29 protein-coding genes are annotated in these 25,677 nt (G+C 65.7%); 14 read left to right on the top strand and 15 right to left on the bottom strand.

The annotated features are described in order from the left end of the window. Positions 1-48: 48 nt before the first annotated feature. Complete coding sequence (locus QA649_RS25910) at positions 49-489, bottom strand: DUF1810 domain-containing protein (RefSeq protein WP_283019670.1); 441 nt, start codon at positions 487-489, stop codon at positions 49-51. Between the two features lie 193 nt (positions 490-682). On the opposite strand from QA649_RS25910, the gene QA649_RS25905 reads away from it, so the two are divergent. Together QA649_RS25905 and QA649_RS25900 are read left to right on the top strand one after the other, a co-directional pair. Then, positions 683-1,633, top strand: a complete 951-nt coding sequence (locus tag QA649_RS25905) for a DUF2778 domain-containing protein (protein ID WP_283026099.1) — start codon at positions 683-685, stop codon at positions 1,631-1,633. Positions 1,634-1,699: 66 nt separating this feature from the next. Then, complete coding sequence (locus tag QA649_RS25900; RefSeq protein ID WP_018644685.1) at positions 1,700-1,957, top strand: hypothetical protein; 258 nt, start codon at positions 1,700-1,702, stop codon at positions 1,955-1,957. Between the two features lie 210 nt (positions 1,958-2,167). On the opposite strand, the gene QA649_RS25895 is transcribed toward QA649_RS25900, so the two are convergent. After that, positions 2,168-4,024: a tannase/feruloyl esterase family alpha/beta hydrolase gene (locus QA649_RS25895; protein WP_283019669.1), complete on the bottom strand. Its 1,857-nt coding sequence runs from the start codon at positions 4,022-4,024 to the stop codon at positions 2,168-2,170. Positions 4,025-4,479: 455 nt separating this feature from the next. Here QA649_RS25895 and QA649_RS25890 point away from each other — a divergent pair, with 455 nt between their 5' ends. Both QA649_RS25890 and QA649_RS25885 read left to right on the top strand, forming a co-directional pair. Further along, positions 4,480-5,034: a MarR family transcriptional regulator gene (locus QA649_RS25890; RefSeq protein WP_283019668.1), complete on the top strand. Its 555-nt coding sequence runs from the start codon at positions 4,480-4,482 to the stop codon at positions 5,032-5,034. 177 nt (positions 5,035-5,211) lie between these two features. Then, on the top strand, positions 5,212-6,303 hold the full coding sequence (locus QA649_RS25885) for a substrate-binding domain-containing protein (protein ID WP_018644682.1): 1,092 nt from the start codon (positions 5,212-5,214) through the stop codon (positions 6,301-6,303). Positions 6,304-6,532: 229 nt separating this feature from the next. Here the strand turns inward: QA649_RS25885 and QA649_RS25880 are convergent, their stop codons facing one another. From QA649_RS25880 to QA649_RS25855, 6 genes are all read right to left on the bottom strand, one after another. Continuing rightward, on the bottom strand, positions 6,533-7,321 hold the full coding sequence (locus QA649_RS25880; RefSeq protein WP_283019667.1) for an ABC transporter ATP-binding protein: 789 nt from the start codon (positions 7,319-7,321) through the stop codon (positions 6,533-6,535). After that, positions 7,309-8,364 carry a dihydrodipicolinate synthase family protein gene (locus tag QA649_RS25875; RefSeq protein WP_283019666.1) on the bottom strand — a complete coding sequence of 352 codons (1,056 nt, stop codon included), beginning with the start codon at positions 8,362-8,364 and terminating at the stop codon, positions 7,309-7,311. The genes QA649_RS25880 and QA649_RS25875 overlap by 13 nt, the downstream gene beginning before the upstream one ends. Before the next feature lie 6 nt (positions 8,365-8,370). After that, a complete protein-coding gene (locus tag QA649_RS25870; protein ID WP_283019665.1) occupies positions 8,371-9,192 on the bottom strand; it encodes a GNAT family N-acetyltransferase in 822 nt (273 codons plus the stop codon). Further along, positions 9,179-10,216: an NAD(P)-dependent oxidoreductase gene (locus QA649_RS25865; protein ID WP_283019664.1), complete on the bottom strand. Its 1,038-nt coding sequence runs from the start codon at positions 10,214-10,216 to the stop codon at positions 9,179-9,181. The genes QA649_RS25870 and QA649_RS25865 overlap by 14 nt, the downstream gene beginning before the upstream one ends. Positions 10,217-10,242: 26 nt before the next feature. Beyond that, positions 10,243-11,013, bottom strand: a complete 771-nt coding sequence (locus QA649_RS25860) for an ABC transporter permease (RefSeq protein WP_283019663.1) — start codon at positions 11,011-11,013, stop codon at positions 10,243-10,245. Between the two features lie 65 nt (positions 11,014-11,078). Next, entirely contained in the window at positions 11,079-11,741 is a 663-nt protein-coding gene (locus QA649_RS25855; protein WP_283019662.1) for a TetR/AcrR family transcriptional regulator, read from the bottom strand. A gap of 100 nt (positions 11,742-11,841) precedes the next feature. On the opposite strand from QA649_RS25855, the gene QA649_RS25850 reads away from it, so the two are divergent. The 5 genes from QA649_RS25850 (at position 11,842) to QA649_RS25830 (ending at position 15,408) form a co-directional block, all read left to right on the top strand. After that, positions 11,842-12,846, top strand: a complete 1,005-nt coding sequence (locus QA649_RS25850) for an ABC transporter substrate-binding protein (protein ID WP_283019661.1) — start codon at positions 11,842-11,844, stop codon at positions 12,844-12,846. Between the two features lie 391 nt (positions 12,847-13,237). Beyond that, on the top strand, positions 13,238-13,936 hold the full coding sequence (gene minC / locus QA649_RS25845; protein WP_283019660.1) for a septum site-determining protein MinC: 699 nt from the start codon (positions 13,238-13,240) through the stop codon (positions 13,934-13,936). A 21-nt stretch (positions 13,937-13,957) separates the two neighbouring features. Further along, entirely contained in the window at positions 13,958-14,773 is an 816-nt protein-coding gene (gene minD, locus QA649_RS25840) for a septum site-determining protein MinD (protein ID WP_018644673.1), read from the top strand. After that, positions 14,770-15,051, top strand: a complete 282-nt coding sequence (gene minE, locus QA649_RS25835) for a cell division topological specificity factor MinE (protein ID WP_018644672.1) — start codon at positions 14,770-14,772, stop codon at positions 15,049-15,051. The genes minD and minE overlap by 4 nt, the downstream gene beginning before the upstream one ends. A gap of 171 nt (positions 15,052-15,222) precedes the next feature. Then, on the top strand, positions 15,223-15,408 hold the full coding sequence (locus tag QA649_RS25830) for a hypothetical protein (protein ID WP_283019659.1): 186 nt from the start codon (positions 15,223-15,225) through the stop codon (positions 15,406-15,408). 18 nt (positions 15,409-15,426) lie between these two features. Here QA649_RS25830 and QA649_RS25825 read toward each other — a convergent pair whose 3' ends face one another. From QA649_RS25825 to QA649_RS25815, 3 genes are all read right to left on the bottom strand, one after another. Continuing rightward, complete coding sequence (locus QA649_RS25825) at positions 15,427-15,678, bottom strand: hypothetical protein (RefSeq protein ID WP_283019658.1); 252 nt, start codon at positions 15,676-15,678, stop codon at positions 15,427-15,429. 98 nt (positions 15,679-15,776) lie between these two features. Continuing rightward, the gene (locus QA649_RS25820; RefSeq protein WP_283019657.1) at positions 15,777-16,871 is read right to left on the bottom strand and encodes a hypothetical protein; all 1,095 of its coding nucleotides are present in this window, start codon (positions 16,869-16,871) and stop codon (positions 15,777-15,779) included. A 120-nt stretch (positions 16,872-16,991) separates the two neighbouring features. Further along, the gene (locus tag QA649_RS25815; RefSeq protein WP_212337043.1) at positions 16,992-17,384 is read right to left on the bottom strand and encodes a hypothetical protein; all 393 of its coding nucleotides are present in this window, start codon (positions 17,382-17,384) and stop codon (positions 16,992-16,994) included. Positions 17,385-17,511: 127 nt separating this feature from the next. Between QA649_RS25815 and QA649_RS25810 the strand changes: the two genes are divergently transcribed. Then, positions 17,512-18,303, top strand: a complete 792-nt coding sequence (locus tag QA649_RS25810; protein WP_283019656.1) for an SDR family oxidoreductase — start codon at positions 17,512-17,514, stop codon at positions 18,301-18,303. 43 nt (positions 18,304-18,346) lie between these two features. Here QA649_RS25810 and QA649_RS25805 read toward each other — a convergent pair whose 3' ends face one another. Together QA649_RS25805 and QA649_RS25800 are read right to left on the bottom strand one after the other, a co-directional pair. Continuing rightward, complete coding sequence (locus QA649_RS25805; protein ID WP_183239465.1) at positions 18,347-18,577, bottom strand: hypothetical protein; 231 nt, start codon at positions 18,575-18,577, stop codon at positions 18,347-18,349. A 415-nt stretch (positions 18,578-18,992) separates the two neighbouring features. Continuing rightward, entirely contained in the window at positions 18,993-20,045 is a 1,053-nt protein-coding gene (locus QA649_RS25800; RefSeq protein WP_283019655.1) for a hypothetical protein, read from the bottom strand. Between the two features lie 344 nt (positions 20,046-20,389). On the opposite strand from QA649_RS25800, the gene QA649_RS25795 reads away from it, so the two are divergent. Further along, positions 20,390-20,986, top strand: coding sequence for a L,D-transpeptidase (locus QA649_RS25795; protein ID WP_283026098.1), 597 nt, complete (start codon positions 20,390-20,392; stop codon positions 20,984-20,986). Positions 20,987-21,121: 135 nt separating this feature from the next. Further along, positions 21,122-21,337, top strand: coding sequence for a hypothetical protein (locus QA649_RS25790; protein ID WP_260384184.1), 216 nt, complete (start codon positions 21,122-21,124; stop codon positions 21,335-21,337). Here the strand turns inward: QA649_RS25790 and QA649_RS25785 are convergent. Together QA649_RS25785 and QA649_RS25780 are read right to left on the bottom strand one after the other, a co-directional pair. After that, positions 21,334-21,768 (bottom strand): hypothetical protein, encoded by a 435-nt coding sequence (locus QA649_RS25785; protein ID WP_283019654.1) that lies wholly within the window; start codon positions 21,766-21,768, stop codon positions 21,334-21,336. The genes QA649_RS25790 and QA649_RS25785 overlap by 4 nt on opposite strands. A gap of 117 nt (positions 21,769-21,885) precedes the next feature. Then, entirely contained in the window at positions 21,886-22,341 is a 456-nt protein-coding gene (locus QA649_RS25780) for a MarR family transcriptional regulator (protein WP_283019653.1), read from the bottom strand. A 102-nt stretch (positions 22,342-22,443) separates the two neighbouring features. On the opposite strand from QA649_RS25780, the gene QA649_RS25775 reads away from it, so the two are divergent. Together QA649_RS25775 and QA649_RS25770 are read left to right on the top strand one after the other, a co-directional pair. Beyond that, positions 22,444-24,366, top strand: coding sequence for an FAD-binding monooxygenase (locus QA649_RS25775; protein ID WP_283019652.1), 1,923 nt, complete (start codon positions 22,444-22,446; stop codon positions 24,364-24,366). A 153-nt stretch (positions 24,367-24,519) separates the two neighbouring features. Beyond that, a complete protein-coding gene (locus QA649_RS25770; protein WP_283019651.1) occupies positions 24,520-25,557 on the top strand; it encodes an SH3 domain-containing protein in 1,038 nt (345 codons plus the stop codon). The last annotated feature ends 120 nt before the right edge of the window (positions 25,558-25,677 follow it).

Here is a 25,677-nt window from a genome sequence, read left to right as displayed (position 1 = left end):
GGCATGCCCCGCGCGCATGCGTCCATTCGTCCGGATGCAAGGGGCGCGCTAGTGCGCCGACCGGTCGAGCCTGGCCAGGATCTCCAGCGTCGCGGCGTCGCGCTCGCCTGCGAAATAACGGGCGAGCGCCTGATCGAAGACGGGCTCGTCGGACACGGCGCCGAACAGCGTCATCGACGAACGGAACTTGGTGTCATCGGGCGCGCCGAGGATCGCGTTGATGGTGCGCCCTTCGACGGCGAGCACGAGCCGCGTGCATTCGATCAGGCGTGGCCCGAGGACAGGGTGCGCGAGGTAGGCCACAGCCTCCGCGCGCGAGCCGATGGCGTAACGCTGCGACATGGCGCTGAAGCCGAGGCCGGCTACTTGCGGGAAAACGAACCACATCCAGTGGCTCTGCTTGCGGCCCCGCGCCAGCTCGCCCTGGACGTCGCGAAAAACCGGGTTTTGGGCCTGGACGAACCGTTCTAGGTCGAAAGTATCGGTCATTGGATACCCCCGGAGCTGTCTCACCGGCCGCGATTATGCCTAACTTTTGGCTCCCAATGTGGTAGCTGGTATAGAGTCTCTCCGGGTGGGGGTTGGGTCCCCCGGGGGTCGATTTGGGGATCTGATGGTTTCCGACGCAGCACACGCCGAAAGGCTGTTGTCGCGCCGCCGTATTGGGCGAGCGGAGACGATACTGCTGTCCTTGGCTGCCGTCGCGCTGGCGCTGGGCGCTGCCGCCTGGGTCGTCGATCTCGGCGATTCGACCCCGCTGGTCACCGCCGCCCTGCCGCCGGCCAATACTCCCTCGTTCGAGGACCGTTTCGCATCGGCGTCTGGCAACCCGCCGGCCCGCGAGCTCGGCCTGCGGACGCTGGAGCGCTCCGCCGTGAACGCGGTCCAGCTCAAGCTCCGCGATGCCAAGGCGATGCTCGCCCAGAAGCTTCAGGGCGACGAGTGGCGCTCGACCCTGACCGAGGACGATCGGACCGCAGTCGAGGAGCCGCGACCGGCGCAGCGTGCCGATGCCGTCCCGATGCCGCGCTCGCGTCCGGTCCAGGCGGACTTCTCCGCCCAGATTGCCTCGAGCCAGTCCTATGCCGAGACCAATCCCAGGGTCGACAACCGCAACTTCTTCGAGAAATTCACCGACAAGATCAAGCTGGCCTCCCTGACCCCCGGCGACGGCTTGCTCAGCAAGGCGCCGGACCTCGCCGCGCTCGGTTATGATTCGCGCACGGCGGTCTACGACATCTCGGCCAAGGCGCTGTACCTGCCGAGCGGCGTCGCGCTGGAAGCGCATTCGGGCATGGGCGCGCTGATGGACGACCCCCAGCATGTCGACCAGCGCATGGTCGGTGCGACCCCGCCGGCGACCTATGATCTGAAGCCGCGCGAAAAGCTGTTCCACGGCGTCCGTGCGCTGCGCCTGACCCCGACCGATGGCACCAGCGCGCTCGGCCGCGTCGGCCTGCTCACCCACAACTACATGCTCGGGCCGCGCGGCGATTCCAACGGCTGCGTCTCGATCAAGGACTATGATCGCTTCCTGAAAGCCTGGGACAATGGCGAGTTCAACCGCCTGGTCGTGGTGCCCAGCCTGAGCGGATCGGCGACCGCCTCGCAGCGCGCCAGCACCGCCTCCTGATATTTGCTAGGCGCGGCGGGGCTGCCGTTTCCCCTTCGTTAAGCCGTCATCGTCCAGAAGCAGCCCATGAGTGATCCAGCAAGCTCCGAAACCCCGCTGCGCACAACGTTCAAGATCAAGCTGAACGGTGACACGCTGGCGATTGCGACCGTCGGGCAGGCCTATCAATTCCTGACCAATTTCAAATCGGTCGAGTGGATGGAATTCCGCTCGCTGCATGAGGACGCCGTCGCGGCCCTCGAAGGCGCGGCCGGCAATGCCATGCTGGCGGTGCAGGCGACCAACGCCGTGCGCGCGCTGTTCGTGAGCGCCAAGCTGCTCTGAGTGGACGTTCCGTCCACTCCGCATCATTGCGAGCGATGTTTCCGCATCGTCATTGCGAGCGCAGCGAAGCAATCCAGACTGTCTCCGCGGAGGGACTCTGGATTGCTTCGCTGCGCTCGCAATGACGGAGATTGGGGCGCGACGTGCGCACTCTTGAGCATGCGACGCGCGGTGACACCGCGCGCCGTGTTGTTCGTGATCTCGCGCCGCTCACTGCCTGTTGTCGCCGCGCCCGTCGTCATCGTCATGGAAGTCGTGGTCGCCGCCCGGCCTGAAGCCGGCGTCGATGCAGGCGAAGCTGCCGGCGTCGTTGGTTAGGCCGCTGCCCTTGTAGGCGGCGATCTTCGGATAGACGCAGAGCGGCCGCGTGCCGCTGGCCGGGAAGTTCTGGGCAATGCGCGGATCGAACAGTCCGCCGGCCGGATAGGGCGAGGTCGCGTTGGTGTTGGCCGCGACGATGCGGTCCGGCGCGATGCCCTTCTCGACCCAGTCGGTGATGGCCTTGAGCTGGTTCCCGGCGAAGCTCGCCGTGGCCGCGCCGCCGCCGCAATGGGCCATGTTCGGCACCATGAACAGCCGCGCGAAATCGCTCGCGCCCCCGCTCATATGCCGGTCCATGTTGCGATACCAGCGGGCAATCGCGGCACCCGAGAAGATGCCGTCATTGACGGAGGAGGAGATGATCAGCTTGCCGCCGCGCGCCCTGAACGGCCGCAGGTCGGTCGCGGTCGCGGCCATGAAGTCCATGCTGCTTTCGGGATAGGCCGCCGTCTTCGTGAAAATCTTCGGCGCGTCGGTGTCGAAGTTGAACTTGAACACGAAGGCTTCCTGGCCGTTCGGGCCGCCCACGGGCGTGACGACCGGCGGGGTCTGGAAGATCATCGGGATCGCGCCGGCGCCGAGCGTCAGGTTGATCGCGGTGTTGACGTTCGGGACCGGTGCGGTGACGACGTTCCAGAGCTGCCAGCCCGCGCCCGGTGCGGTCGGCGGCGTCCAGATGCCGGCATCCCAGAACCAGTTCGAATAGAGCCGCTGTCCCCTGGAGTTCACGGGCCCGGCATAGATCTTCTTGAGCGCGTCCACTTGCGCGCTGGTGAGGCAGGTGCCGCCATGCGGCGTGCTGCCGTGCGAGCCGGTGCCGCAGGTGTAGCTGGCGAGCGCCGGATACACCTTCCTCGCCGTGCAGGCGTGATAATTGTCGATGATGCCGTCGACCAGACCGTCGAGGGCGTCGCAGGCGCTCAGGATCGCGGCCGAGGCCACCTGGAGATCCTGGACGGGAAACGTGTCGGGAATGAACGGCTGCCCGTTGACGTCCTTGCTGGTCGAGAGCGTGCCGAGCACCTGCTCGTTCCAGGCCTCCGCAAGACCCGCCTGCGGCAGGTTGAAGCCGGGATTTTGCGAGATCACGCCGTCGAACAGCCAGGGGAAGCGTTGCGAGGCCATCATGGCGTCACGTCCGCCGTTCGAGCAGCCCATGATGTAGGAATGGACGGTGTCGAGGCCGTAGAAATAGGAGATGATCCGCTTGGAGATCGTCGCGGTCTTCTCGATGCCGTTGTAGCCGTAGTCCCTGCGTGCCTGCGCGTCGATCGCGAAATGCGCGGAGCCGCCGGCATTGGGATCGTCGTCCTGATGTCCGCCGACGACATTGTTGGCGTTGTCTTCGTGACCGCCGTCATTGGCGGCGACGGCCCAGCCCTGGCCGAGCTCGACGCCGGCGGCACCCTGCGGATCGGCGTTGAGGCTGCCGTCGGTGCCGCCGCCGCCCATCATCTCGAAGCGGCCGTGCCATGTGTTGGGCAGGTTGAGCGAGAAGCCGATGCCGTAGGTGAAATGATCGGGGTCCTGCGTCGAGACGCGCTTGTTGATGATGCCGATCACGTTGCAATAGCCGGACTTCTGCGTCGCGCTCAGGATCTGCGTGTTCGGCAGCGTGAGGCCGGTGAGGGCGGTACAGGACGCGCGCGGCGCGACGCCGCTCGGAGGAAATCCGTGTGCGATGGCGTGCGTGCCGAGAGCGGCACAGCCGGCCACGATCGTCGATGCGAGAAATAGGCGTTTCATCTCAGTCCCTCCCAGTTTCATCAATGATGGTCGAGCGGACGCTCCGCATGAGGTCGCGTCCGTTCAGGCAGTGTCGTTGACGATGTCGTTGCCAAAGCAGAGGTGACGGTGCGCGATGTGCACGCAACGCGCAGAGGCGTGCTGCGCGAGTCGATCGCACCGCGATGCGTAAGCGCACGCAGCTCGGCGCCCATCTCTGATGGAAGCACGGACGTCATCCCCCTAGGCCCCGCTCGTGTCACGGCGGGCTTTCACGATCCTAGGGCGGGCGATGTTGCCGTGTCAACATGACGCGGCGCGCGAGTGCGCAGCGCAACCTGTCGTAGAAGCTGTGCTCGCAAGGCGCGCGATCCCGCCCGGCTTCTCGATCCGGTCTGGCTGCGATAAACTCAAGCGTCGAATCTCGGATGGCCGGGACGGATGCCGCAGCAACGGCTTGCGAAAGATCATCGTCGATGGGGCCGGAGAAAGCGGGCGTCAGGAAGCGATCGTCCAAGGGCGGGCAACGCCGCGCGCCGGTTGCAAAGCCGCCGCGGTCCGCGCCGCGCGCTGCGGCGGCCGCAAAGCCCGTCCGGCCCAAGTTGCTCGCCTCCGACGATCTGTCCCGTTCGCTCGGCTATCGCATCCGGCGCGCCCAGCTCTGGGTCTTCAAGGACGTCAGCCGGCGGCTCGCCGCTTTCGACATCAGTGCGGCACAGTTCTCCGTCCTGTCGGTGATCGAGGCCAATCCGGGTGTCAATCAGCTCGCCATTGCGCAATCGCTGTCGATCGAGCGGGCCGGGCTCGGGCGCCTCGTGGATCATCTGGAGCGGCGGGGGCTCGTGCAGCGGTCGGCCTCCGCGATCAACCGCCGCTATTACGTGCTGTATCTGACGCAGGCCGGGGCCGCGCTGCTGGGTCGGTTGCGCCCGGCGATTGCCGAGAGCGAGAAGACGCTTGCAGCCAAGATCGGACCGCGCGCGTTCAAGGAATTGCAGCGGGCGCTCTCGGTCTTTCTCGAGGACGCCTGAGGCCTTCGGCAAGCCCTTGGTTCGGCGCGCCGTTTTGGCGGCCGATGGCCGCGGCGCCATGCATTCTGGCAGCTTGAACTCTGCGCCAGGAACAGGCAAACGGTCCGCCAAGGCCGTGGCCAAAGCCGGTTCACAAGGCCACCCATCTCGAGCCTGACTTCAAGGGAGAGCCCCATCATGAAACGCCGTACATTCCTCAAGGGCGGCGCGGTCGCCGGCGCGACGACGCTGGTTGCAGCACCCGCGATTGCGCAAAGCGCGCCCGAGATCAAATGGCGCCTGACCTCGAGCTTCCCGAAGTCGCTCGACACCATCTACGGCACGGCGCAGACCTTCGCGAAATATGTTGCCGAGGCCACCGACAACAAATTCCAGATCCAGACCTTTGCTGCGGGTGAGCTCGTCCCCGGCCTGCAGGCGCTCGACGCGGTCAGCGTCGCCTCGGTCGAGATGGCGCAGACGCCGCTCTATTTCTACATCGGCAAGGAGCCGGCGCTGGCTTACGCCACCGGTGCGCCGTTCGGCATGAACCATCGCCATCAGGAGTCATGGTGGCATTTCGGCGGCGGCGCCGACCTCACCAACGAGGCGCTGAAGCCGTTCAAGGCGCACGCCATCCTGTGCGGCAATTCCGGCACGCAGATGGGCGGCTGGTTCCGCAAGGAGATCAAGACCGTCGACGATCTCAAGGGTCTCAAATTCCGTATCGCCGGCATGGGCGGCCATGTGCTGGCGCGGCTCGGCGTCGTTCCGCAGCAGCTCGCCGGCGGCGACGTCTATTCGGCGCTGGAGAAAGGTTCGATCGACGCCGCCGAATTCGTCGGCCCCTATGACGACGAGAAGCTCGGCTTCCAGAAGGTCGCAAAGTACTACTACTTCCCCGGCTGGTGGGAAGGCGGCGCCATGCTGCACATGATCGTCAACGACGAGAAGTGGGCGTCGTTGCCGAAGCAATATCAGGCCATTCTCAACCAGGCCGGCTCCGCGGCCGGCGCCTGGATGCTGGAGAAGTACGACAGCGTGAACCCGGCGGCGCTGAAGCGGCTGATTGCCAACGGCGCCGAGCTGAAGGCATTCCCGCAGCCGGTGCTGGAGGCCTGCTACAACGCGACCCAGGAACATCTGAACGAGCTCGCCGGCAAGAGCGATCTGTTCAAGCGCACCAAGGACAGCCACGACGCGTATATGAAGGAACTGCTGTTCTACACGCAGATCGCGGAGAATTTTTACGACAACTACCTGCTCAGCAAGATGCGCAATAAGAGCTGATGGTGATGAGGGGCGCGGTGCTTGCGCCGCGCCCGGCTCTCGTAGGGTGGGCAAAGGCGCCCTTGCGCCGTGCCCACGTTCTTTGCGTCACGTGCACTGGTGGGCACGCTTCGCTTTGCCCACCCTACGGGTTCTGAGTGTGTAGCGCGTAGCCCGGATGGAGCGCAGCGTAATCCGGGACCTCGCACGTCAACGGCACCGTCCCGGATTGCGCTTCGCTCCATCCGGGCTACGGGACTGCCGCGCCCAGCCCCAGCTTCGCATAAATCCGCCTCGCATACGCGCCGAATGCGTCCGTGGTCTTCAACGGCAGATCGCGCGGGAAGGGCAGGTCGATCGGGAAATAGTCGGCCATCTTGGCCGGGCCCGCGGTCAGCACCGCGCAATGCGAGGACAGGAACACCGCTTCCTGGATCGAGTGCGTGACGAAGATGATGGTCTTGCCGCTCTCGCGCCAGATCCGCAGCATCTCCAGATTCATCTGCTCGCGCGTCAGCGCATCGAGTGCGCCGAACGGCTCGTCCATCAGGATCAGCTTGGGATCGTGGATGAAGGCGCGCGCGATGGCGGTGCGCTGCTGCATGCCGCCGGAGAGCTCTCGCGGATATTTCCGCTCGTAGCCGGCAAGCCCGACCAGGTTGAGCAGGTCGCGCGCCCGCTCGCGCGCGGCTTTCATCGGCAGGCCGACGATCTCCGCCGGCAGCAGCACGTTGTCCAGGATGGTGCGCCACTTCAAGAGCAGCGCCTGCTGGAACACCATGCCGATGTCGCGGGTCGGATCGAACGGGCTCTTGGCGTTTCCTATTCTGACGGTGCCGCCGTCGGCGCCGTGCAGGCCGGCAAGAATCTTCATTACCGTGGTCTTACCGCAGCCGGAGGGGCCGACCAGCGAGACGAGCTCACCTTCCTGCACGTCCATGGTGACGTCGGACACCGCGAGAAACTCCGCGCCGCCGCTGCGATAGACTTTTCGCACGCCTCGCAGGCTGATGAAGGGCTCCGCCGTCATGCCAGCCATTTATCCAGATTGGCGGCGACGAAGGAATCGTCGCTGAGGTCGGCGTGCTCGCGGCAGACGCGGTCGATCTCCTCCTTCTGACCGGGGCTGAGATCCTCGCTCGGATCGAGGCACCACAGGCCCCGCATCAGGCCCTGGCGCCGCAGCACCTCGTGGCAGCCGGCGATGCAGCCGTGAAAATCGTTGGCGACGTCGAAGAAGGCGCTGTTGCAATCGGTGACACGGGCATCGAGCGCGAGCAGATCGGCCGGCACGCTGTCCTTGTGCCGCGCCGCCTTGCAGCGGTCGAACTGCTTGATGGCGCTCGCGGTCCAGACCGACCAGTGGCCGAGCAGGCCGCCTTTGAAATAGGTGCGCGTGGTAACGCCCTTGTCGCGCAGGTCGAACGGCAGCATCAGGTCGAGCAGGATGTGGTCGTCATTGCCGGTGTAAAGCGCGACGCGGTCGAGCGCACCGGCCGCCGCGACGCCGCGCAGCACGTCGAGGGTGCGGTAGCGGTTGAACGGCGCGATCTTGATCGCGATGACGTTGTCGATCGCTGCAAAACGCTGCCAGAACCGGCTCGACAGGATGACGCCGCCGACGGCGGGCTGAAGGTAGAAGCCGACCAGCGGGATCTCGGCGGCGACCGCCGTGCAATGCGCGATGATCTCGTCCTCGGAAGCGCTCTTCATCGCGGCAAGGCTCAGCAGGCCGGCGTGATAGCCGATGTCGCGCGCGGTGCGGGCTTCAGTCATTGCCTGCCGGGTCGGGCCGGCGAGGCCCGCAACCATCGCCAGCGGACGTTTTGTCCAATTCGCGGCGGTCTCGGCGGCAAGCTCGAGCACGGGACGATAGAGGCCGACGTCGCGGATCGCGAATTGCGTCGTGTGCACGCCGACGGCAAGGCCGCCAGAGCCGGCGTCGATGTAGTACCGCGTCAGCGCGCGCTGATGCTGTTTGTCGAGCTGGCGTTCGGCGGTGAGGGCGAGGGGATGGGCCGGCAGCACGGTGCCCTCGGCGATCAGCTTGCGGACGTCTGCGTTGATCTGGCTGTGGTGCATGATGTTCTATCCGAATTCGGGGCCGGCGACGGCGAATGGCAATTCCTCGGCCATGGTGGTGGCGGGGCCGAAGCGCATGCGCTGGAACGGACGCTCGATGGTCCAGCCCGAGACCGTCAATCCTTCCAGGAACGCAGCTTGCGACGCAACGGCGTCGATCAGGAGAGGGGCGGTCTCGGAGCGTACGATCGCGTGAACCAGGGCCAGCGCTTCGGCGGCATGATCGGCAAACAGCGGGCCGATATGGCGGGCGGTTCTGCCGTCGCGGACCAGCGCGATGGCGCCATGCGCGGCGACGATGCGCGAGCCGGAGCGCTGCGCGAAGGCGGAGAGGAGCGCAGTTCGATCGAAGCCGGTGGCGCGCCGGTCCCGCGTACGAAGCGCGTCGATGCCCGCCGATGACGATGGCGGCGCGTCGGCCCGCGCGGGCTTCACCAGCCTCAAGCGGCGCAATTGCAGCGTCGGCGTGAACCCGAGCGGCCCGTAGACGGCTGCACCATCAGGCGTGGCGTCGAGCCAGCTGGTCAGGTCGTTCTTGCGCGCAGTTTCCAGGCAGGCATCGACGAGACGGGTGGCGAGGCCGCGGCGGCGATGCGTGGCCGAGACCAGCACCATGCTGATCCAGGCGTTGTTGCCGGAATAGGGCAGCAGCGCCGCGGTTGCGACCAGCCGCTTGCCGTCGCGAATGCCGAACACGACGCCGTCGCGCAGGAAGATGCGCCAGTCCTCTTCGGTCTGGTTCCAGTGCGCCTCCGTCGACAGCGCGAGCCCGGGGATCGCGTCGTCGGCGCCAAGCTTGAGGATGGGCGGATCGTCAGTAGCGTCCATCGCGCACCTCGTATTTGGTGGGCTTGCCGAGGCTCGGCATGGCGCGGGACACCCAATCGGCGGTCCAGGCGATCAGCTGCTCTGTACCGACCACCGGCAGGCCGAACAGCTCGACGGCTTTCGAGGTGTCGGTGAGCCACGCGGTCGGCTGCTCCTCGCCTGTCAGCACTGGTGCGCGGCCGAAGCGGGCGCCGAACTTTTGCGCGAGATCGCGCACGGCGAGGACGTCATGGCCGCTGACGTTGATCGGCGAGGTCGGCGCGGTGCAATGCGCCAGGCACCGCAGCGCCTGCGCTGAGGCATCGCCCTGCCAGATGAAGTTGACATGACCGATGCCGACGTCGATCGGCGAACCGTTGAGGACCTTCGTGGCGATGTCGTGCAGCACGCCGTAGCGCATGTCGATCGCGTAATTGAGCCGGAACAGCCGGCCTGGCGTCGCAAATTTGTGCGAGAAATATTCGAACATGCGCTCGCGGCCGACGCAGGACTGGGCGTATTCGCCGGGCGGGTTCGGCGCCATCTCCTCGGTCGAGCCCTTGCCGTCGACGGGCACGAAGGGATAGACGCAGCCGGTCGAGAACGCCACGATCCGCGACGAGGAGAAGGCCTGCGCCACCAGCGCCGGCACATGCGCGTTCATTGCCCAGGTCAGCGACAGATCGCCCTCGGCGCCGAACTTGCGCCCGGCCATGAACACGATGTTCGGCGCCTTCGGCAGCGCGTTGATCGCGGCCTCATCCAGCAGGTCGCAATTGATGGTCTCGACGCCGCGCGCGTCCAGCCAGTCCTTCACACTCGCGTCGCTGAAGCGGGCGACGCCGATGACGCGGCGATCCGGCGCGGCAGCTTTCGCCAGCCCCGCCAGCGTCGGGCCCATCTTGCCGGCGACGCCGAGGACCATGATGTCGCCCTCGACCTTGTTGAGGTCGTCGATCAGCGCCTGCGTCGGCCGGCACAGGAGATCGTCGAGGGCTGCGATATCGGGAATCGTCTTCGGCAGCGTCTGGCGGGTGAGGAGCATGAGCTGGTCCTTCAGGTTTGCCGTTCTTAGGTTTGTCTTGCGTCGCCCACGACGAACATGCGTTCGAGGGCGAGCACGAGGCCGTAGAGGGCGACGCCGAGCAGCGTCAGCAGCACCACGGCCATCACCATCGCGGGCGTGTCGAGCGAGGATTGCACCTGGATCATGAGGTAGCCGAGCCCGCGCTCGGAGGCGATGAACTCACCGACGATGGCGCCGGCGACGGCGAGGATGGCGCCGACCTTCATGCCGGAGAACACGTAGGGCAGCGATCCCGGCAGCTGGATCTTGCGGAACAGCGTCCAGCGCGAGCCGCGCAGCGATTTGACGAGGTCGAGCAGGTCGGGCTCGACCTCGCGCAGGCCCCGCGCGGTGGTGAGCAGGATCGGGAAGAAGCAGATGCTGAAGGCGATCAGGATGTTCGGCACGATGCCGTAGGAGAACCAGACGATGAAGAGCGGGCCGAGCGCGACCTTCGGGATCATGTTCAGCGTCACGAACAGCGGCAGCAGCACGAGGCTGAGCAGCGGCGCCCAGCTGAAGATCACCGCGAGCGCGACGCCGACGAAGGCGCCGAGCGCAAAGCCGCCGAGGATCTCGACCGCGGTGACCAGCGTGTTGGCACCCCAGGCGTAGCTCGCGGTTCCCAGTGTCTGCACCGTCGCGAGCGGCGAGGGCAGGATGAATTTCGGCACGTGGAAGGCATCGACCGCGACCTGCCAGAGCACGAGCACGGCCAGATGCACGATCAGGACGATCGCAAAGCTGCGCGCAGTGCGTGCCCCGCCGGCTGCCACGGTCTGCTCCCTGTTGTTCGCGGCTCTTCGCCACGATGTCAGCCTAGCCGGCCTTGAGGCAAGTTTCAACCAGTTGGTTGATTAGGCCGGAGCGATTGCAGCACGAGGTCGACCACATGCCGGCGCCGGGCGCGGCGCTGGGCGCGGCTCGACAGGTCCTTGCCGAAGATGGCCGACAGCGTCGGCGTGTTGGAGAAGAAGAAATAGCTGAGGCCCGCGATGGAGATGTAGAGCTGGACGGGGTCGATCCCCTTGCGGAAAAGACCGCTGCGCACGCCTTCATGGAGGATGTGGGAGACGCTCTTGACCAGCGGCGAATGCATTGCCTCGAGCCGGGTGGAACCGCGAACGTGGCGGGCGCCGCCGCGGTTCTCGTCGTTCAGGAGCACGATGAAATCAGGGTTTGCCGCGAGGTGGTCGAACGAGGCCTCGATCAGCCGGCGGATCGCCTTGTCCGGCGGCAGGCCTTCGAGATTGAGCTTGCGCTCCTGCTCGCGAATGTCCTCATAGACCCATTCGAGCACGGCGAGGTACAGCGCGTCCTTGTCGCCGAAATAATGATACACCAGTTGCTTGTTGACGGCCGCGCGCTCGGCGATCTCGTCGACGCGGGCACCGGCCAGGCCGTGCCGTGCGAATTCCAGGCGCGCCGCGGTGAGCAGCTTCTTGCGGGTGGCGACGGGATCGCGCCGCTGCGGCACGGTGTCGCCAGATCGTTTTGCAGGCATTTCCAACCAAACAGTTGACAAGCGGGAGGCGGACTTGTTGCATTGGTATCCTCACAAGGGGAGAGCGACAAGCCGGGTCGCTGGCAATGAGGAGGATGCGATGAAGCGTTTTCAGGCGGCTTTTGTGGCCCTGATGCTCGGTCTGCCAGCAGCGCCCGCGGGTGCGGGCGAGGCGGTCAACCTGATCCTGAACTGGACGCCGACCGCCGATCACTCGCCCTATTATTATGCCAAGGCGCAGGGCTGGTACGAGAAGGCCGGCATCGACCTCACCATCGAGACCGGCAAAGGCTCCGGCGTTTCCGCCGCCAAGGTCGGCTCCGGCGGCTCGCCCTTCGGCGTCGCCGATCTCGCCACCATGCTGGTCGCGAAAAGCAAGGGTGCGGACACCGTCGCGGTGATGAGCGTCTATGCCAATACCGGGCAGACGTTCTACTGGCTGAAGAGCTACGGCGTGAATGGCGTCAAGGACTTCGCGGGCCACAAGATCGGCAATCCGCCCGGCGATGCCTCGCGCGTGATGTGGCCGGCCTTTGCCAAGGCCGCGGGGCTCGCGCCCGATGCCGTCGGCTTCGTCAATGTCGGGCCGACCGCGAAGATCGCGGCGCTGAAGAGCCACACGGTGGATATCATCAGCGACTTCTACAACGAGCACGATCTCAAGGTGATCGAGTTCGGGCAAGACCTCGGCTACGTCAACTGGAAGGACATCGGCCTCAATCCGTACGGCAATTCGCTGATCGTCAACGGCGCGTATCTGCAGAAGAACCCGAAGCTGGTCGAGGATTTCGTGCGCGTCAGTCAGAAGGCCTTTGCAGCCTGCGTCGCCGACGCCGCGCCGTGTCTGAAGGCGCTGCTCGACCAGGTCTCCGGCCTCGACAAGGAGAACCAGGAGCGCCAGTGGGAGCGCATCAAGTTCCTGATGACGGACGAGTTCACCACCACCAAAGGTCTCGGCTGGATCGACGGCGAGCGGATGAAGAAGGACTACGAGCTGGTCCAGACCTATCTCGGCATGGAGAAGCCGTTCGACGTGAGCACGGCGTTCACGACCAAGATGCTGGACCCCGCCATCAAGATGGATGCGAGCAAAGTCAAGAAGTAGGGGGGCAGTAGTCACCCCATACTCGGTCATTGCGAGCGCAGCGAAGCAATCCAGAGTCTTTCCGCGGAGGCAGTCTGGATTGCTTCGCTGCGCTCGCAATGACGGTGCGGGAGCAGTTGCACGTTCCCAATGTCGTCCTGGCGAAAGCCAGGACCCATTACCCCAGCGAGCAGTTTGGCGAAGACTTGTCGCCCGGTACTCCCGCCGTCCGCAACCGATTGATTCCGCGGTATGGGTCCTGGCTTCGCCAGGACGACACGGGAGGTTGGGGCGGCGATCTCGCGTCCATTGCCCACAGACCGATACCCCCCCCCCACGGAGAAATTAACCGGCCGTTAACCATATCCGCCGCATCGTTAACCATTCAATAACAGGGAACGAGTCGGCCGCCATGGAGGCTGCAGCAAAAGTCCAACGCCAGATGGTGCGCTTGCGCGGGCGCTCCTATGTCGCCTTTGTGTTCGTGCCGACGGTTCCGATCCAGGACTGGCTCCAGGAGATCGACGCCACCATCGCGCGCTCGCCGGGCTTCTTTGCCGGCCGGCCCGTGGTGATCGACCTGTCCTCGGTCGATCTCAGCCAGGCCGGCATCAGTCATCTGCTCACCAGCCTGCAGGACCGCAGCATCCGCGTGCTCGGCATCGAGGGCGTCGAGGAGGGGCGGTTGACGGCGATGATGCCGCCGCTGCTGTCGGGGGGACGCAGCTGCGTGGTCGAGCCGACCGCGGCCAAGAAGCCTGAGGCGAAAGCCGAGGCCAAGCCGACCTCGCTGCTGCTCGATGCCCCCGTGCGCTCGGGCCAGACCGTGATCTTCCCCGAAGGCGACGTCACGATTCTCGGCTCGGTCGGCTCCGGCGCCGAGGTCGTCGCCGGCGGCTCCATCCACATCTACGGCGCGCTGCGCGGCCGCGCCATGGCAGGCGTGAACGGCCACACCAGCGCGCGCATCTATTGCCAGAAGATCGAGGCTGAACTGCTTGCAATCGATGGGTTTTACCAGACTGCGGACGACATCGACGCCGCCCTGCGCGGCAAGCCGGCGCAGGCCTGGCTGCAGGGGAATACCATGCGAATTACAGCACTGAACTGACCAGCAAAGGAGACATTTCAGATGAGTAAGGTACTGGTCGTGACATCAGGCAAGGGCGGGGTCGGCAAGACCACGACGACCGCCGCGCTGGGAGCTGCACTGGCGCAGCGAGGCGACAAGGTCGTCGTCGTCGATTTTGACGTCGGCCTGCGCAACCTCGATCTCGTGATGGGCGCCGAACGCCGCGTCGTGTTCGACCTCATCAACGTGGTGCAGGGCGTCGCCAAGCTGCCGCAGGCCCTGATCAAGGACAAGCGGCTCGAGAACCTCTGGCTGCTGCCGGCTTCGCAAACCCGCGACAAGGATGCGCTGACGGAAGAGGGCGTCGGCAAGGTCATCGCCGATCTGCGCAGTCGCTTCGACTGGGTGATCTGCGATAGCCCCGCGGGCATCGAGCGCGGCGCCTCCATGGCGATGCGCTTTGCGGATGAAGCCGTGATCGTCACCAATCCGGAAGTGTCCTCGGTGCGCGATTCCGACCGCATCATCGGCATGCTCGATTCCAAGACCGTGCGGGCCGAGAAGGGCGAGCGGGTCGAAAAGCACATTCTCATCACCCGCTACGATCCCTCCCGCGCCGCGCGCGGCGAGATGCTGACCATCGACGACATCCTCGAGATCCTCGCAACGCCGTTGCTCGGCATCATCCCCGAGAGCCAGGACGTGTTGAAGGCCTCCAACGTCGGCACGCCGGTGACCCTGTCGAATGCGGATGGAGCGCCGGCGCGGGCCTATATGGACGCGGCCAAGCGCCTTTGCGGCGAGAACGTGACGATGCACGTTCCCGCCGAGCGCAGGGGTCTGATGGATCGTCTGCTGCGACGGAGGGCTGCATGAGCATGGGTCTGCTTCGACTTCTCCGCGGCAACAAGGCCTCGGCACCCGTCGCGCGCGAACGGTTGCAGATCCTGCTTGCTCATGAGCGCGGTATGCGCGGCCAGCCCGATCTGCTCGGTGTGCTGCGTGAGGAAATTCTCGCCGTCGTGTCCAAGCATGTGACGCTGGACCCGACCAAGGTCATCGTCCGGCTCGAGCGCGGCGACGAGGTCTCGACCCTCGAGGTCGATATCGAGGTGCCCAACGACATCGAGCGCAAGAAAGTGGCGGTCGCGTAGGGGACGCGGCCGACGACCCGCAGTTTTGGGGTGGGTGAGAAGGCGGTCCGCCGGGCATGGCGGGCCGCCTTTGTCGTGGGGCGGGCGGAACGGGACTCGCGGCGAGTTCGTTGTCAAAGACCGCGGAGCGCCGAGCCGGATGCCGCGGCTTCCTCAAATGGGAGAGCGCCCATGATGTCCGAGGTCCAGGTCCACACCGTCGCGCGCCAGATGCTGGAAAAGCATGGTTTTGCTGCGATTGCGAAGGTCGCGGAGCAGGCCCAGGCTTGCGAGGGCCGCGGCGAGGCCGATGAGGCCAAGGAGTGGCGCCACATCGAGGCCGCCATGAAGATCATGCGCGGTCCCACCCAGGGCTGACCGCTGAACCGGGAGCGCTCAGCGCTCCTCGTGATCCGTTCCCTGTGCCGGGGCGCGGTGTTGCGTCTGTGGCTGCCCGCGTTCGCCGGTTTCCTTGCAGGGGAGCTGTTCCCACGTTCCGTCCGGCGCCTGCTGATAGGCGCTGCACGATGACGACGAGTTCGATTTGTCCTCGCCTTTCTGGGTGTCGGAATTCCTTGCCAGCGCCGGGGCAGTCAGCACGGAGCCGGCCACGAGAGCTCCGGCGAAAACGAGATGGGCAATCCGCATGGGGGTCTCCTGTTCGAAGAGGCCGCATGCTGGCGATGATTGTGACGATTATTTGCCAGCGCGCACAGTTCCGCCGCGCGATGCTTAACGTGGGCGCCTCACTGCCGGGCGGGCTCGATGGCAATCGCATTGCGCCGTGCGCAGGCGCGCAGCCAGCCGATGACCCCTGGCTGCACCGAAAACTCGTAATTGTCTTCGATCGTCTTGGCCTTCATCGCCAGCACGGAGCCGGTCTCGATCGCTTCCGCCAGCGCGGCCCCATGCTTCGGGAACACACCGATTTCGTCGGATCCCTCGACCTGCGCGGAGAACCCCTCGAAGGGCGCATTGCCGATTCTCAGGGTTGCCTCGATCACCTGGCCCTCCGGCCGGTTGAGCTTGGAATCCTTCAGCATCATGGTCAGGCCCTTGGCGCGGCTGACGATCAGGAAGATTCCGAGACGGCGCGGCGGCGCGGGCGCGTCCGCGGCGATGAGGTAGCGGCGGCGGATGAAGCAGGCGACGATCGCCCCGTCGCTGTTGCGCAGCTCGGATGCATCCCAGCCTTCAATCTTCTGCTTGTCCTCCATGCCGGGCGGGCCGGCCGGCGTCGGCTGCATCACCGCGATCTTCGGCGAACGCGGTCGCGCTGCCGGCATCTCCGGTGCATCGGGATCGGTCGGCCTGTCGATCGCGATATCGAAGGTCTTGCCGCATTGCTTCAGCCAGGCCAGCGCATCCGCCGGCAGGTCGAGCGCGATCGGTCCGGAATCGACGCCGGCGCCGTCCGAGCGCAGCGTGACCTCCCGCGCCTTGCCGAGCGCCGCGAGCATGCCCTCGGCATCGCCCGGATGCAGCGCGAAGGCGTTGCCGACCGGGAACGCGACCGAGGGAAAGTTGCGGCCGTCGATGACGATCTCGGCCTGGTCATCCAGCACCCGTTCGCTCGGCATGGCGTCATCCATCAGCGTGATGGAGAGGCCCGAGCCGCGGCTGATGTTGAGCACGAAGGTGGTGTCGACCTTGCCGCCCGCCTTGTTGCGCTGCCTCGGCGCGACCAGCACGCATTGTCTCACCTTGCCGTCAGGGCCGACCTGGGGTAGGGCGCTCCACACGCCTTGCGGAAAGCGCACCTGCCGGCCGGCGATCGGATTGTCCGCGGCCCACGCAGGGGGCGTCAGGTTTGCGGCGACGATGACGGCAAGCGCCGCCATCCGGCGCGTCCAAAACATATGGGCGGGCATGGCCCCTCTCGGATTGTCCAGAGCTCGAAGCATTGGACTCGGAGGGGAGCCCCGAGGTTCACCGCACCCGGGCGGCGGCTTCGTCGGCCGCTAGCCGCCCTTGCTGCGGATCAGGCCGGCGAGGTTGGTCTTCTGCGCCTCGCACCAGCCGGGCATGCCGAGGCGGCGCTGGTCCATGTCGGTGGCCTGTGTCGCGACCGCGACCTCGGCCATCAGATCATCGTCCTGCTTCTCGCCCATCTTGCCGCCGGTGTGCATCCAGGCGATCGCCTTGCGCACCTTCTCGGTGGTGCCGTCGGGCAGCTGCATCTGCTGCGCCTTCTGCACGAGGTCCTGATAGACGAGATCGGTGCCGGGACATTCGACCTTGGCGGCGAAGGCCTGCAAGACCATCGTCACGTAGGTCGCGCGCGGCGGCGCGTCGCCCGCCTGGGCCGGCGCGGCCAGCAGCAAAAGGCCCGTCATCAGAAAACCAGTGCGCATCCTTGGTACCTCCTCGATTTTTGGGGGAGGCTAGCGTCCGGCGCGCCGCTCCGCAATGGTGCCGGGGCGCAATTGTCGCGCCGCGTTGCGGCGCGCTAGATTGGCGGCAGAGGACCCGGAGAGCGACATGAGCCTGTTCAGTGCGCCGTTCGATCCCGCAACCGACACGGCGCTCGTCACCGGCGCGGGCAACGGCATCGGCCGCGCGATCGCGCAGGCCCTGGTCGGTGAGGGCGTGCGAACCGTGTTTGCCGATATCAGCGCGGAACGGGTGAGTGCCGCGATCGGCGCAAGTGTGAGGCCTGAGCTGGCGGTGCCCTGGGTCGGCGATCTCGCCGGGCTGGACGCCTGCGATGCGCTGCTTGCCGCCTCTCATGCCGCGCTGGGCGAGGTCTCGCATTTCGTGCACAGCGCCTCGCCGCCGCGGCGCGAGGCCGATCACGCGCTCGCGGTCGATCGCGGGACCTGGCGGGAGATGCACGCCGTCAATCTCGATGCCGGCTTTCATCTGGCGCGCGAGATCGCAAAGCGGCTGATCGCAGCGAAGCGGCCCGGCTCGTTCCTGTTCCTCACTTCGCTGCATGCGGGCACGCCGCGCAACCTGCCGCATTACTCGACGGCGAAGGCGGGAATGGCGATGCTGGTGAAGGAGCTGGCGAAGACTTTCGGGCGGCACAACATCCGCGTCAACGCGCTGGTGCCGGGTGCAATCGCAGCGGGCGGGTTCGTTGCGGACGCGTCCCTGGCGAGACACATTCCGCTCGGGCGTCTCGGCGCGGCGAATGACCTCGCGCCGATGGCGCTTACGGTGCTGTCGAACAAGCTCTCAGGTTACGTCACCGGCGCGGCCTTCGTTGTCGACGGCGGATTGTCGCTGACGAACTGGTTCGAGGCGCCCGCTCTCGACACTCTTTCTTGACGCGTTTTCTTTACGCGAACCGGTGTCCACTTCGCTGGCCTAGCTAGCGCTGCCAGGCCGGCACGGGATCGAGCGGCGTGCGATAGACCTCCTTGTGATCGCGATCGGTGACACGCACTGCGCAGCCCTTCTGCTGCAGCTCCGGCTTCACCTGCGACAGCTCGCATGCGAGTTGATCGGCGCGATCGGAGGCAACCTCGATGTCCTCGAGGATGATTCCGCCCTGGTTCTTGAACTCTTCACCAACCACAAGATCGAAGGAGTAGTACGGCATCTGAAGTCCCCCGGTGTGACGACCCAAGTCTCAGTTGCGAGTCCTGAAAACAAGTTTTGAAAACAAGTCTTCAGCGGAAGTCCCGACACGTCTTGGATAGTACCACTGAGTCGATCTTTATCGAATGAACAAGCCGCACAATCTCTGTGCCTATGGCGCAGAAATGATGTGCAGCACGCGAGCCCGGTAAGGTTTTATTAAATATGTCGGCGCGATCATAAGGCATGGAATTGCAACAGAACCGGGCTCCGGGAACCGGCAGTTGCAAGAGAAGGCCGGCGGCATAAATCCCGACGGCCTTTTCTCTTTGATGGAAAACGATCGTAGCATCGCTTCCCGTAGTAACCCGGACTCAACGCATCACATCGACTCGGACAGCGTTCGTGACGTTGTTGCTCCAAGGCGCGATGAGATTTTAACGCAGCGGCATCGGCGGACGCACGACCGGTCCATCGTCATCGGCAACCGCTTGCGTCGTCGCGACCGGTGCAGCCGGCGGGACCGCGGCAGCTTGTGACGGTGGCGGCGGCGGTGCGAGCGGCGCCGGTGAATAGGCCGGCATGTAGGTGTGCGACACGACCGGCTTCGGCTTGCGAACCGGCGGCGGCGTTGGAGCCGGCGCGCGCGGCGGCAGCGCGGACACGCGTGCGCGCGGATCGACGGGCGGCTTCGCTTCGACGACCGGCTTCGGTGCAGGCGGCTTCGCCATCTCGCGTGCCATCTGCTCCTGGCCGGCCTTCAGCTCGGCGATGTTGGCCTTGAGTGTTTCGATCTGCTGCGCCATGGCCGCGAGATCTCGCGTCATCGATTGTACCGACTGTGCTGCGTCGGTCGGTGTTGCCGCGGGCGCGGCTGCTGCAACCTGAACTGCAGGCGGACTAGCAGGTTGATCGGCCGCAGCTTGCGCTGCAGGTTGATCGACCGGTTGATCCGTGGCGGCTTGCGCCGCAGGCGGGACGGCCTGCGCGGCGGCGACCGGCGCCGACTGCGACGCCGAAGGCAGCAGCGAGGTCAAGACCGGTGTCCACTCGGCGAGCATCTGTTTGGCGGTATCGCCGTGCTTCTCCCAGGCAACCGTGGCAGCCGCACTGCCGCCGGCAAACAGGAATGTGAGGAAGGCGCCACGCAGCCACTTGCGGGCAGCGGAACGTTTGGGCCGGCTGGGACCATCGCCGGGCGCGAGGCGCACCGCGGTGTCGACCGAGGGCACTGCCGCAGGTGGCTCCAGGACGGGACTGAACTTCGGCTCAGGACTGAACTTCGGCTCGGGACCGGCTTTGGGCTCCGGGGCGAATTTCGGCTCAGGGCGCGGCGTGATGTCAGGTGCCAGTGCCGGCGCCGCGCCGATGGGGCGCGAGGCCATCACGATCTCGGGCGAGATCTGAATCGCATCGTGCGGATCGTTGTCCTTGACCGTGTCCTTCACGATCTCATCGACGATCTGCTTGCTGTTCAACGTTGCGAGCATCGCAGCTCCTTCGAAGCCTTCGTCGTTTCGCATTGGCGCGAGCCGATCTGTTGAGGTGAGCCCCATCCAACCTGGTGTGCCCGGGCAGATGACGCACGAGTCCAGCCGGGTTTGACCAAAGCAAGGCGAGGGGGTGGAGATGATGCGACGCTCTTCCGCCGTTTGTGGTGATGGAACCCGGCTGATCGAACACGCGCAATTGTTCCGGGCTTGCCTTGTTTTCAGCACGATTTGGGCAGCATCTGACGGCGCTGGGGGTGCTGCTATCCGCTATCGGGGGGCCGGTGGTGCCAAGATCTGTTCTCGCTTTCTTCGTCGTTGCCTTGCTGCCGCTCGGCGGTTGCATGCAGACGACGCTTTCGCCGTCGACCGACGCGAGCATGACGCCGCGCGACCGGCAGTTGCTCGCGCACACGCCTTACGCCCAGGCGAGCGTGCCCGAGCAATATCTGCGTCACATCGTCGATTATCCGCGCAAGGAGATGCCGGGCACGATCCTGGTCGATACCGATGCGCGCTATCTCTATTTCGTGCTGCCCGACGGCAAGGCGATCCGCTACGGCGTCGCGGTCGGCGAGGAGGCGATGGCCTTCTCGGGCGTTGCGCGGGTCGGCCGCCTCGCCGAATGGCCCGACTGGGTGCCGACGGCGGACATTCAGGCGCGGCTTGGACCGTATCCGGCGCGCGTGCCCGGTGGTCCCGCCAATCCGCTCGGCGCGCGGGGCATCTATCTCTTTGTCGGCAACAAGGACACGCTCTACCGCATCCACGGCACCAACCAGCCCGAATATATCGGGCAGGCGATCTCGTCGGGCTGCATCCGGATGCGCAACGAGGACGTCATCGACCTCTACGACCGGGTGAAGCTCAATTCGACCGTCGTGGTGCTGCCGCCCGGACAGAATGCGCAGGCCGGACCAGGCGCGCGCTGGCGCGGATAGGGCGTTCGGGCGAGGAGCGCTGGCGGGCTGCTGACGACGATCACATCGTTTTGAAGCGGTGACGGGTGAACGGCTTCACAGCCGATCGGCTCCGACTACGCTATGCCTTGATGGCTCGTTGCCATTGGAGGCATCATGCAAAAATACTTTGATCCATTGAATGAGAACGACCGCCGCATTGTGCGGAAATGGCGCCTGGCCACGTTCGGTTTTTATGGCTCCATCCTGGCCGGAATGGTCCTGTACGTCGCGCTGCACTGGAATCCGGAGGTCAATTATGCCTCTGCCGATTCCGCAGCACACGCGAAGCTCATGGGCAGGCCCGACGGACTCGCGCCGTTCTCGCCCTAGTTTTCAGGGCGCGCGACGTGCCACTGCAGGGTCGTGGCCGTGCCGTTGGCGTCGCCCGGCGCCTTGTCGGCCGGCGAGGTGTAGAGCGGGCGGTAGCGGTACGCCCACATCTTGCTGCCGTCGTTGCGATTGATCACGGTGAAGTCGCCGACGGCCTTGGCGTCGGCGGTTGCGGCCAGCGGCACCCAGGTCTCCGTGCACTTGCCGTTGCAGTTCGAGGTCTTGCCGGTGGTGTCGCGCTCGTAGGTGTAGAGCGTCATGCCCTTGAGATCGACCAGCTTCGGGCCCTGCTTGGTCAGGACTACCTTGGCCGGTGCGGTCGTCGCTTCGGGCTTGGGCGGAGGCGGGGCATCGCCGCCGCCATGGCCGTTCGCGAGTGCAGGGACGGTCGAGAGCGCGATGGCCGCGGCGGCAATGAGGAACCTGAACATCCTGGTCTCCGTAACGGCAAAGTTAATCGCGCGTTAAGCGCCGAATGGGGCCGACCGTAGCAGCCGAAGGTTAGTTCCAGGTTTCGCCGCGCTGCGACGATTACGTACAAAATAGGCTCATTCGCGCAGCGGGGCACGGCTGAGCTCGTTGCCGGCGGCGATCGCCTTGCGCAGGAGCCGCATCAGCTCCTCGCCTTCCTTCGCGCTGAGGCCGCGCAGCATGATGCGCTGTGCGGACTCGACCGCCGGCGTGATCTTGCGCAGCGCGCGCCGGCCCTCGTCGGTGATCTCGAGTTCGCGGGCCCGGCGGTCGCGGGGACTGGCACGGCGCTCGACAAGACCCTTCTGCACCAGGCGATCGATCACGCCCGTGATGGTGGTGCGGTCATAGGCGATCAGGCCTGCGAGCGTCACCTGGTCGAGCCCCGGATTGGCCTTGATGGTCGCGAGTGCGGCGTATTGCACCGGTGTGAGGTCGAAGCCGGCATCCCCGACCTCGGCCAGGAACACTGCCACCGCGATCTGCTGGAACCGGCGCGCCAGATGCCCGGGCATGTCATTGTTGTCTTTCACCGAATTCTCCTTGAGCGCGGGGACGGTGCGGATCATTGACAAGTATACTGATAGTCAGCATACTGATCAATATCGAAGAAGACGTTGACGGGAGAGGTGCTCATGCAATTCCATCTGAATGGATTTCAGCCTGGAGACCCCGAGATCGCCGATCCCGCCGAGCGCGTTCAGGCCCCGAGCGCAGCGGGCGCCGTGCCTGAAGAGGTCGATGTCCTGATCGTCGGCTGCGGGCCGGCCGGACTGACGCTCGCCGCCCAGCTTGCGCAATTCAGCGACATCAAGACCTGCATCGTCGAGCAGAAGCCGGGCCGCCTGCTGGTCGGGCAGGCCGACGGCATCGCCTGCCGCACCATGGAGATGTTCCACGCCTATGGCTTCAGCGAGCGCGTGCTGAAGGAAGCTTATTGGGTCAACGAGACGACATTCTGGAAGCCGGACGAGCGCATGCCGGAGACAATCGTCCGCAGCGGACGGGTGCAGGACGTCGAGGACGGGCTGTCTGAATTCCCGCATGTCATCCTCAACCAGGCGCGCATCCATGACGGCTTTCTCGAAATCATGCGCAAGGCGCCGGGCAAGCTCGAGCCCTATTACAGCCGCCGCCTGATCGATCTCGCGGTCGATCAGGCCGCAGGACCCGCCGACCACGCCGTGACTGTGCGGCTCGAGCGCGTCGATGCCGGAAACGAGGGTAATGTCGAGACCATCAAGGCGCGTTATGTCGTCGGCTGCGACGGCGCGCGCAGCACGGTGCGCAAATCGATCGGTCGGGAGCTGCATGGCGATTCCGCCAACCATGCCTGGGGCGTGATGGACGTGCTGGCGGTGACCGATTTTCCCGACATCCGCTTCAAGTCCCTGATCCAGTCGGCCAAGGACGGCAGCCTGCTGATCATTCCGCGCGAAGGCGGCTACATGGTTCGCATCTATGTCGAGCTTGCCAAGCTCGATGTCGGCGAGCGGGTTGCCAATCGCAACATCACCGCCGCCGACGTGATCGCGAAAGCGCAGCGGATCCTGAAGCCGCATACGCTTGACGTGAAGGAGATCGCCTGGTGGTCGGTTTACGAGATCGGCCAGCGCCTGACCGACAAGTTCGACGACGTGCCGGAGGCGGAGGTCGCCAGCCGCCTGCCGCGCATCTTCATCGCCGGCGATGCCTGCCACACCCACAGCCCGAAGGCGGGGCAGGGCATGAACGTCTCGATGCAGGACGCCTTCAATCTTGGCTGGAAGCTCGCCGCCGTTCTCCGCAAGCAATGTGCGCCGAGCCTGCTGCATTCCTATTCGGCGGAGCGCCAGGCGGTTGCGAAGGAGCTGATCGACTTCGATCGCGAATGGGCCGGCATTCTCGCTTCGGCCGCCAAGGCCGGCGGCGCGGATGCAGCCAAGACGCAGGACTATTTCGTCCGGCACGGCCGCTACACGGCCGGCACCGCGACGCATTACAAGCCCTCGATTCTCACCGGCGCGACGTCACATCAGCACCTCGCCGAAGGTCTCGTGATCGGCAAGCGCTTCCATTCCGCACCGGTGATCCGGCTGGCGGATGCCAAGCCGGTGCATCTCGGCCACGCCGCGCAGGCCGACGGACGCTTCCGCATCTACGCGTTCTCGCCCGCTGAGAATCCCGCAGCGTCCGGCTCGGCCATTCGCGCCTTGTGCAATTTTCTCACGGAGACGAGGCAGTCGCCGGTCCGGCGATACACGCCTGCTGGCGCCGACACCGACAGCGTGATCGATCTGCGCGCGGTGTTTCAGCAGGAGCATCGCGAGCTCGCCGTCGAGGCGATGCCGCCGCTGCTGCTCCCGCGCAAGGGGCGCTATGGTCTGATCGACTACGAAAAGATGTTCTGTCCGGATCTCAAGAGCGGCCACGACGTTTTTGCAATGCGCGGTATCGATCGGACGGCCGGCTGCATGGTCGTGGTGCGGCCGGACCAGTATGTCGCGGGCGTGCTGCCGCTCGACGACTTTGCCGGGCTCGCCTCGTTTTTCGACGCCTTCATGTTGCCGGTGAACTGACGCCGCAATCGCGGCGGTCGCCGGACCGATGAATGGCGGATGAATATTGAACTCCGCGCTGGGCGGTGCACTCAATCTTTCGGCTGTTGCGATGATAACACGCGGAACGCTCGTTCCGCCTGCGCGTTCCGTCTCGCAGAGGAGGAACACGCCATGAAACTCAGAAGCATTTTGGTTGCAGCATTGCTGCTTGCCCCGACGGCCGCGCTGGCCGCACCGGGCATCGTCACCGTCTCGACCGGCCTGCGCGCCGGCCCGGGCTCCGGATTTCCCCTGGTCGATCGCGTCCCCGGGGGCGCCCGCGTCAACATCCACGGCTGCCTGCGCGGCAATGCCTGGTGCGACGTCAGCTTCTCCGACGATCGCGGCTGGGTGTCGTCGCAATATCTCGAATATCTCTATCGCAATCACTACGTCTATCTCCCTGATTATGTCGACGTGATCGACGTGCCTGTCGTCCCGTTCGTGCTGACCTCGTACTGGTCGAGCTATTATGAGGGGCGGCCCTGGTATCGCCGCCACGCCTACTGGAATAATTACTGGACCTCGCATCAGAGCTTGGCGACGCGGATGACGATCGACCCGGGCGCAGCCCGTATCGGTCGTGCGGCGACGCGTGACGCGGCCATCGCACTGGAACGCGAAGGCGTGCGTGGCAGGGGTGCTGCCGCGATCTCCGGACGCGACGCCACGATCTCACGACGCGACGCTGCGATCGCGAAGCGCGACGCCGCGATCACGACAAAGCGTGACGCGGCGATCACGAGGCGTGACGCTGCGATCACGAAACGCGACGCAGCGGTTGCTGCCGACCGGACGCGTGCCGGACGGAGCGAGCGCATCGCGCATGAGCGGACCAACGTGCAGACTCGCAATCCGCGCGATGCTCAGGCGCACATGATGCGCGAACAGGCCGCGAGCCGCGCCGCGGTGCGTGCCCAGCCGATGGCACGCGCGCATGAAGCACCGCGTGTGTCGGCTGCACCTGCCGCACGGCCCGCGACGCCGCATGTCGCGCAGCCGAATGTGAGCCACGGTACGCCGATGAATGCGCGTGCGCAGATGCCGGCGCCGCGTGCCGCTGCGCCTGCAGCGCCGCATGGCGGTGGCGGCGCTCCGCACATCAATGCCGCGCCACGTGGTGGCGGTGGCCCGGCCGGCGGCCCCGGCGGCGGTCACGAGAAGCGCTAGCAAGCCCAAAGGAAAGCCCGGCCCTCGCGCCGGGCTTTCTGCTGATTTGATGCGGGTTCCCTGCGCGTACAATTTAAGAAAGTTCTTCGCGGGCAGATTTCATCGATCGTAAGATGTGTA

It is taken from the genome of Bradyrhizobium sp. CB1717, from assembly GCF_029714325.1.
Classification (GTDB): Bacteria; Pseudomonadota; Alphaproteobacteria; order Rhizobiales; family Xanthobacteraceae; genus Bradyrhizobium.
Note: the sequence above shows the minus strand (reverse complement) of the source record. Positions and strands in the feature narration are given on the sequence as shown.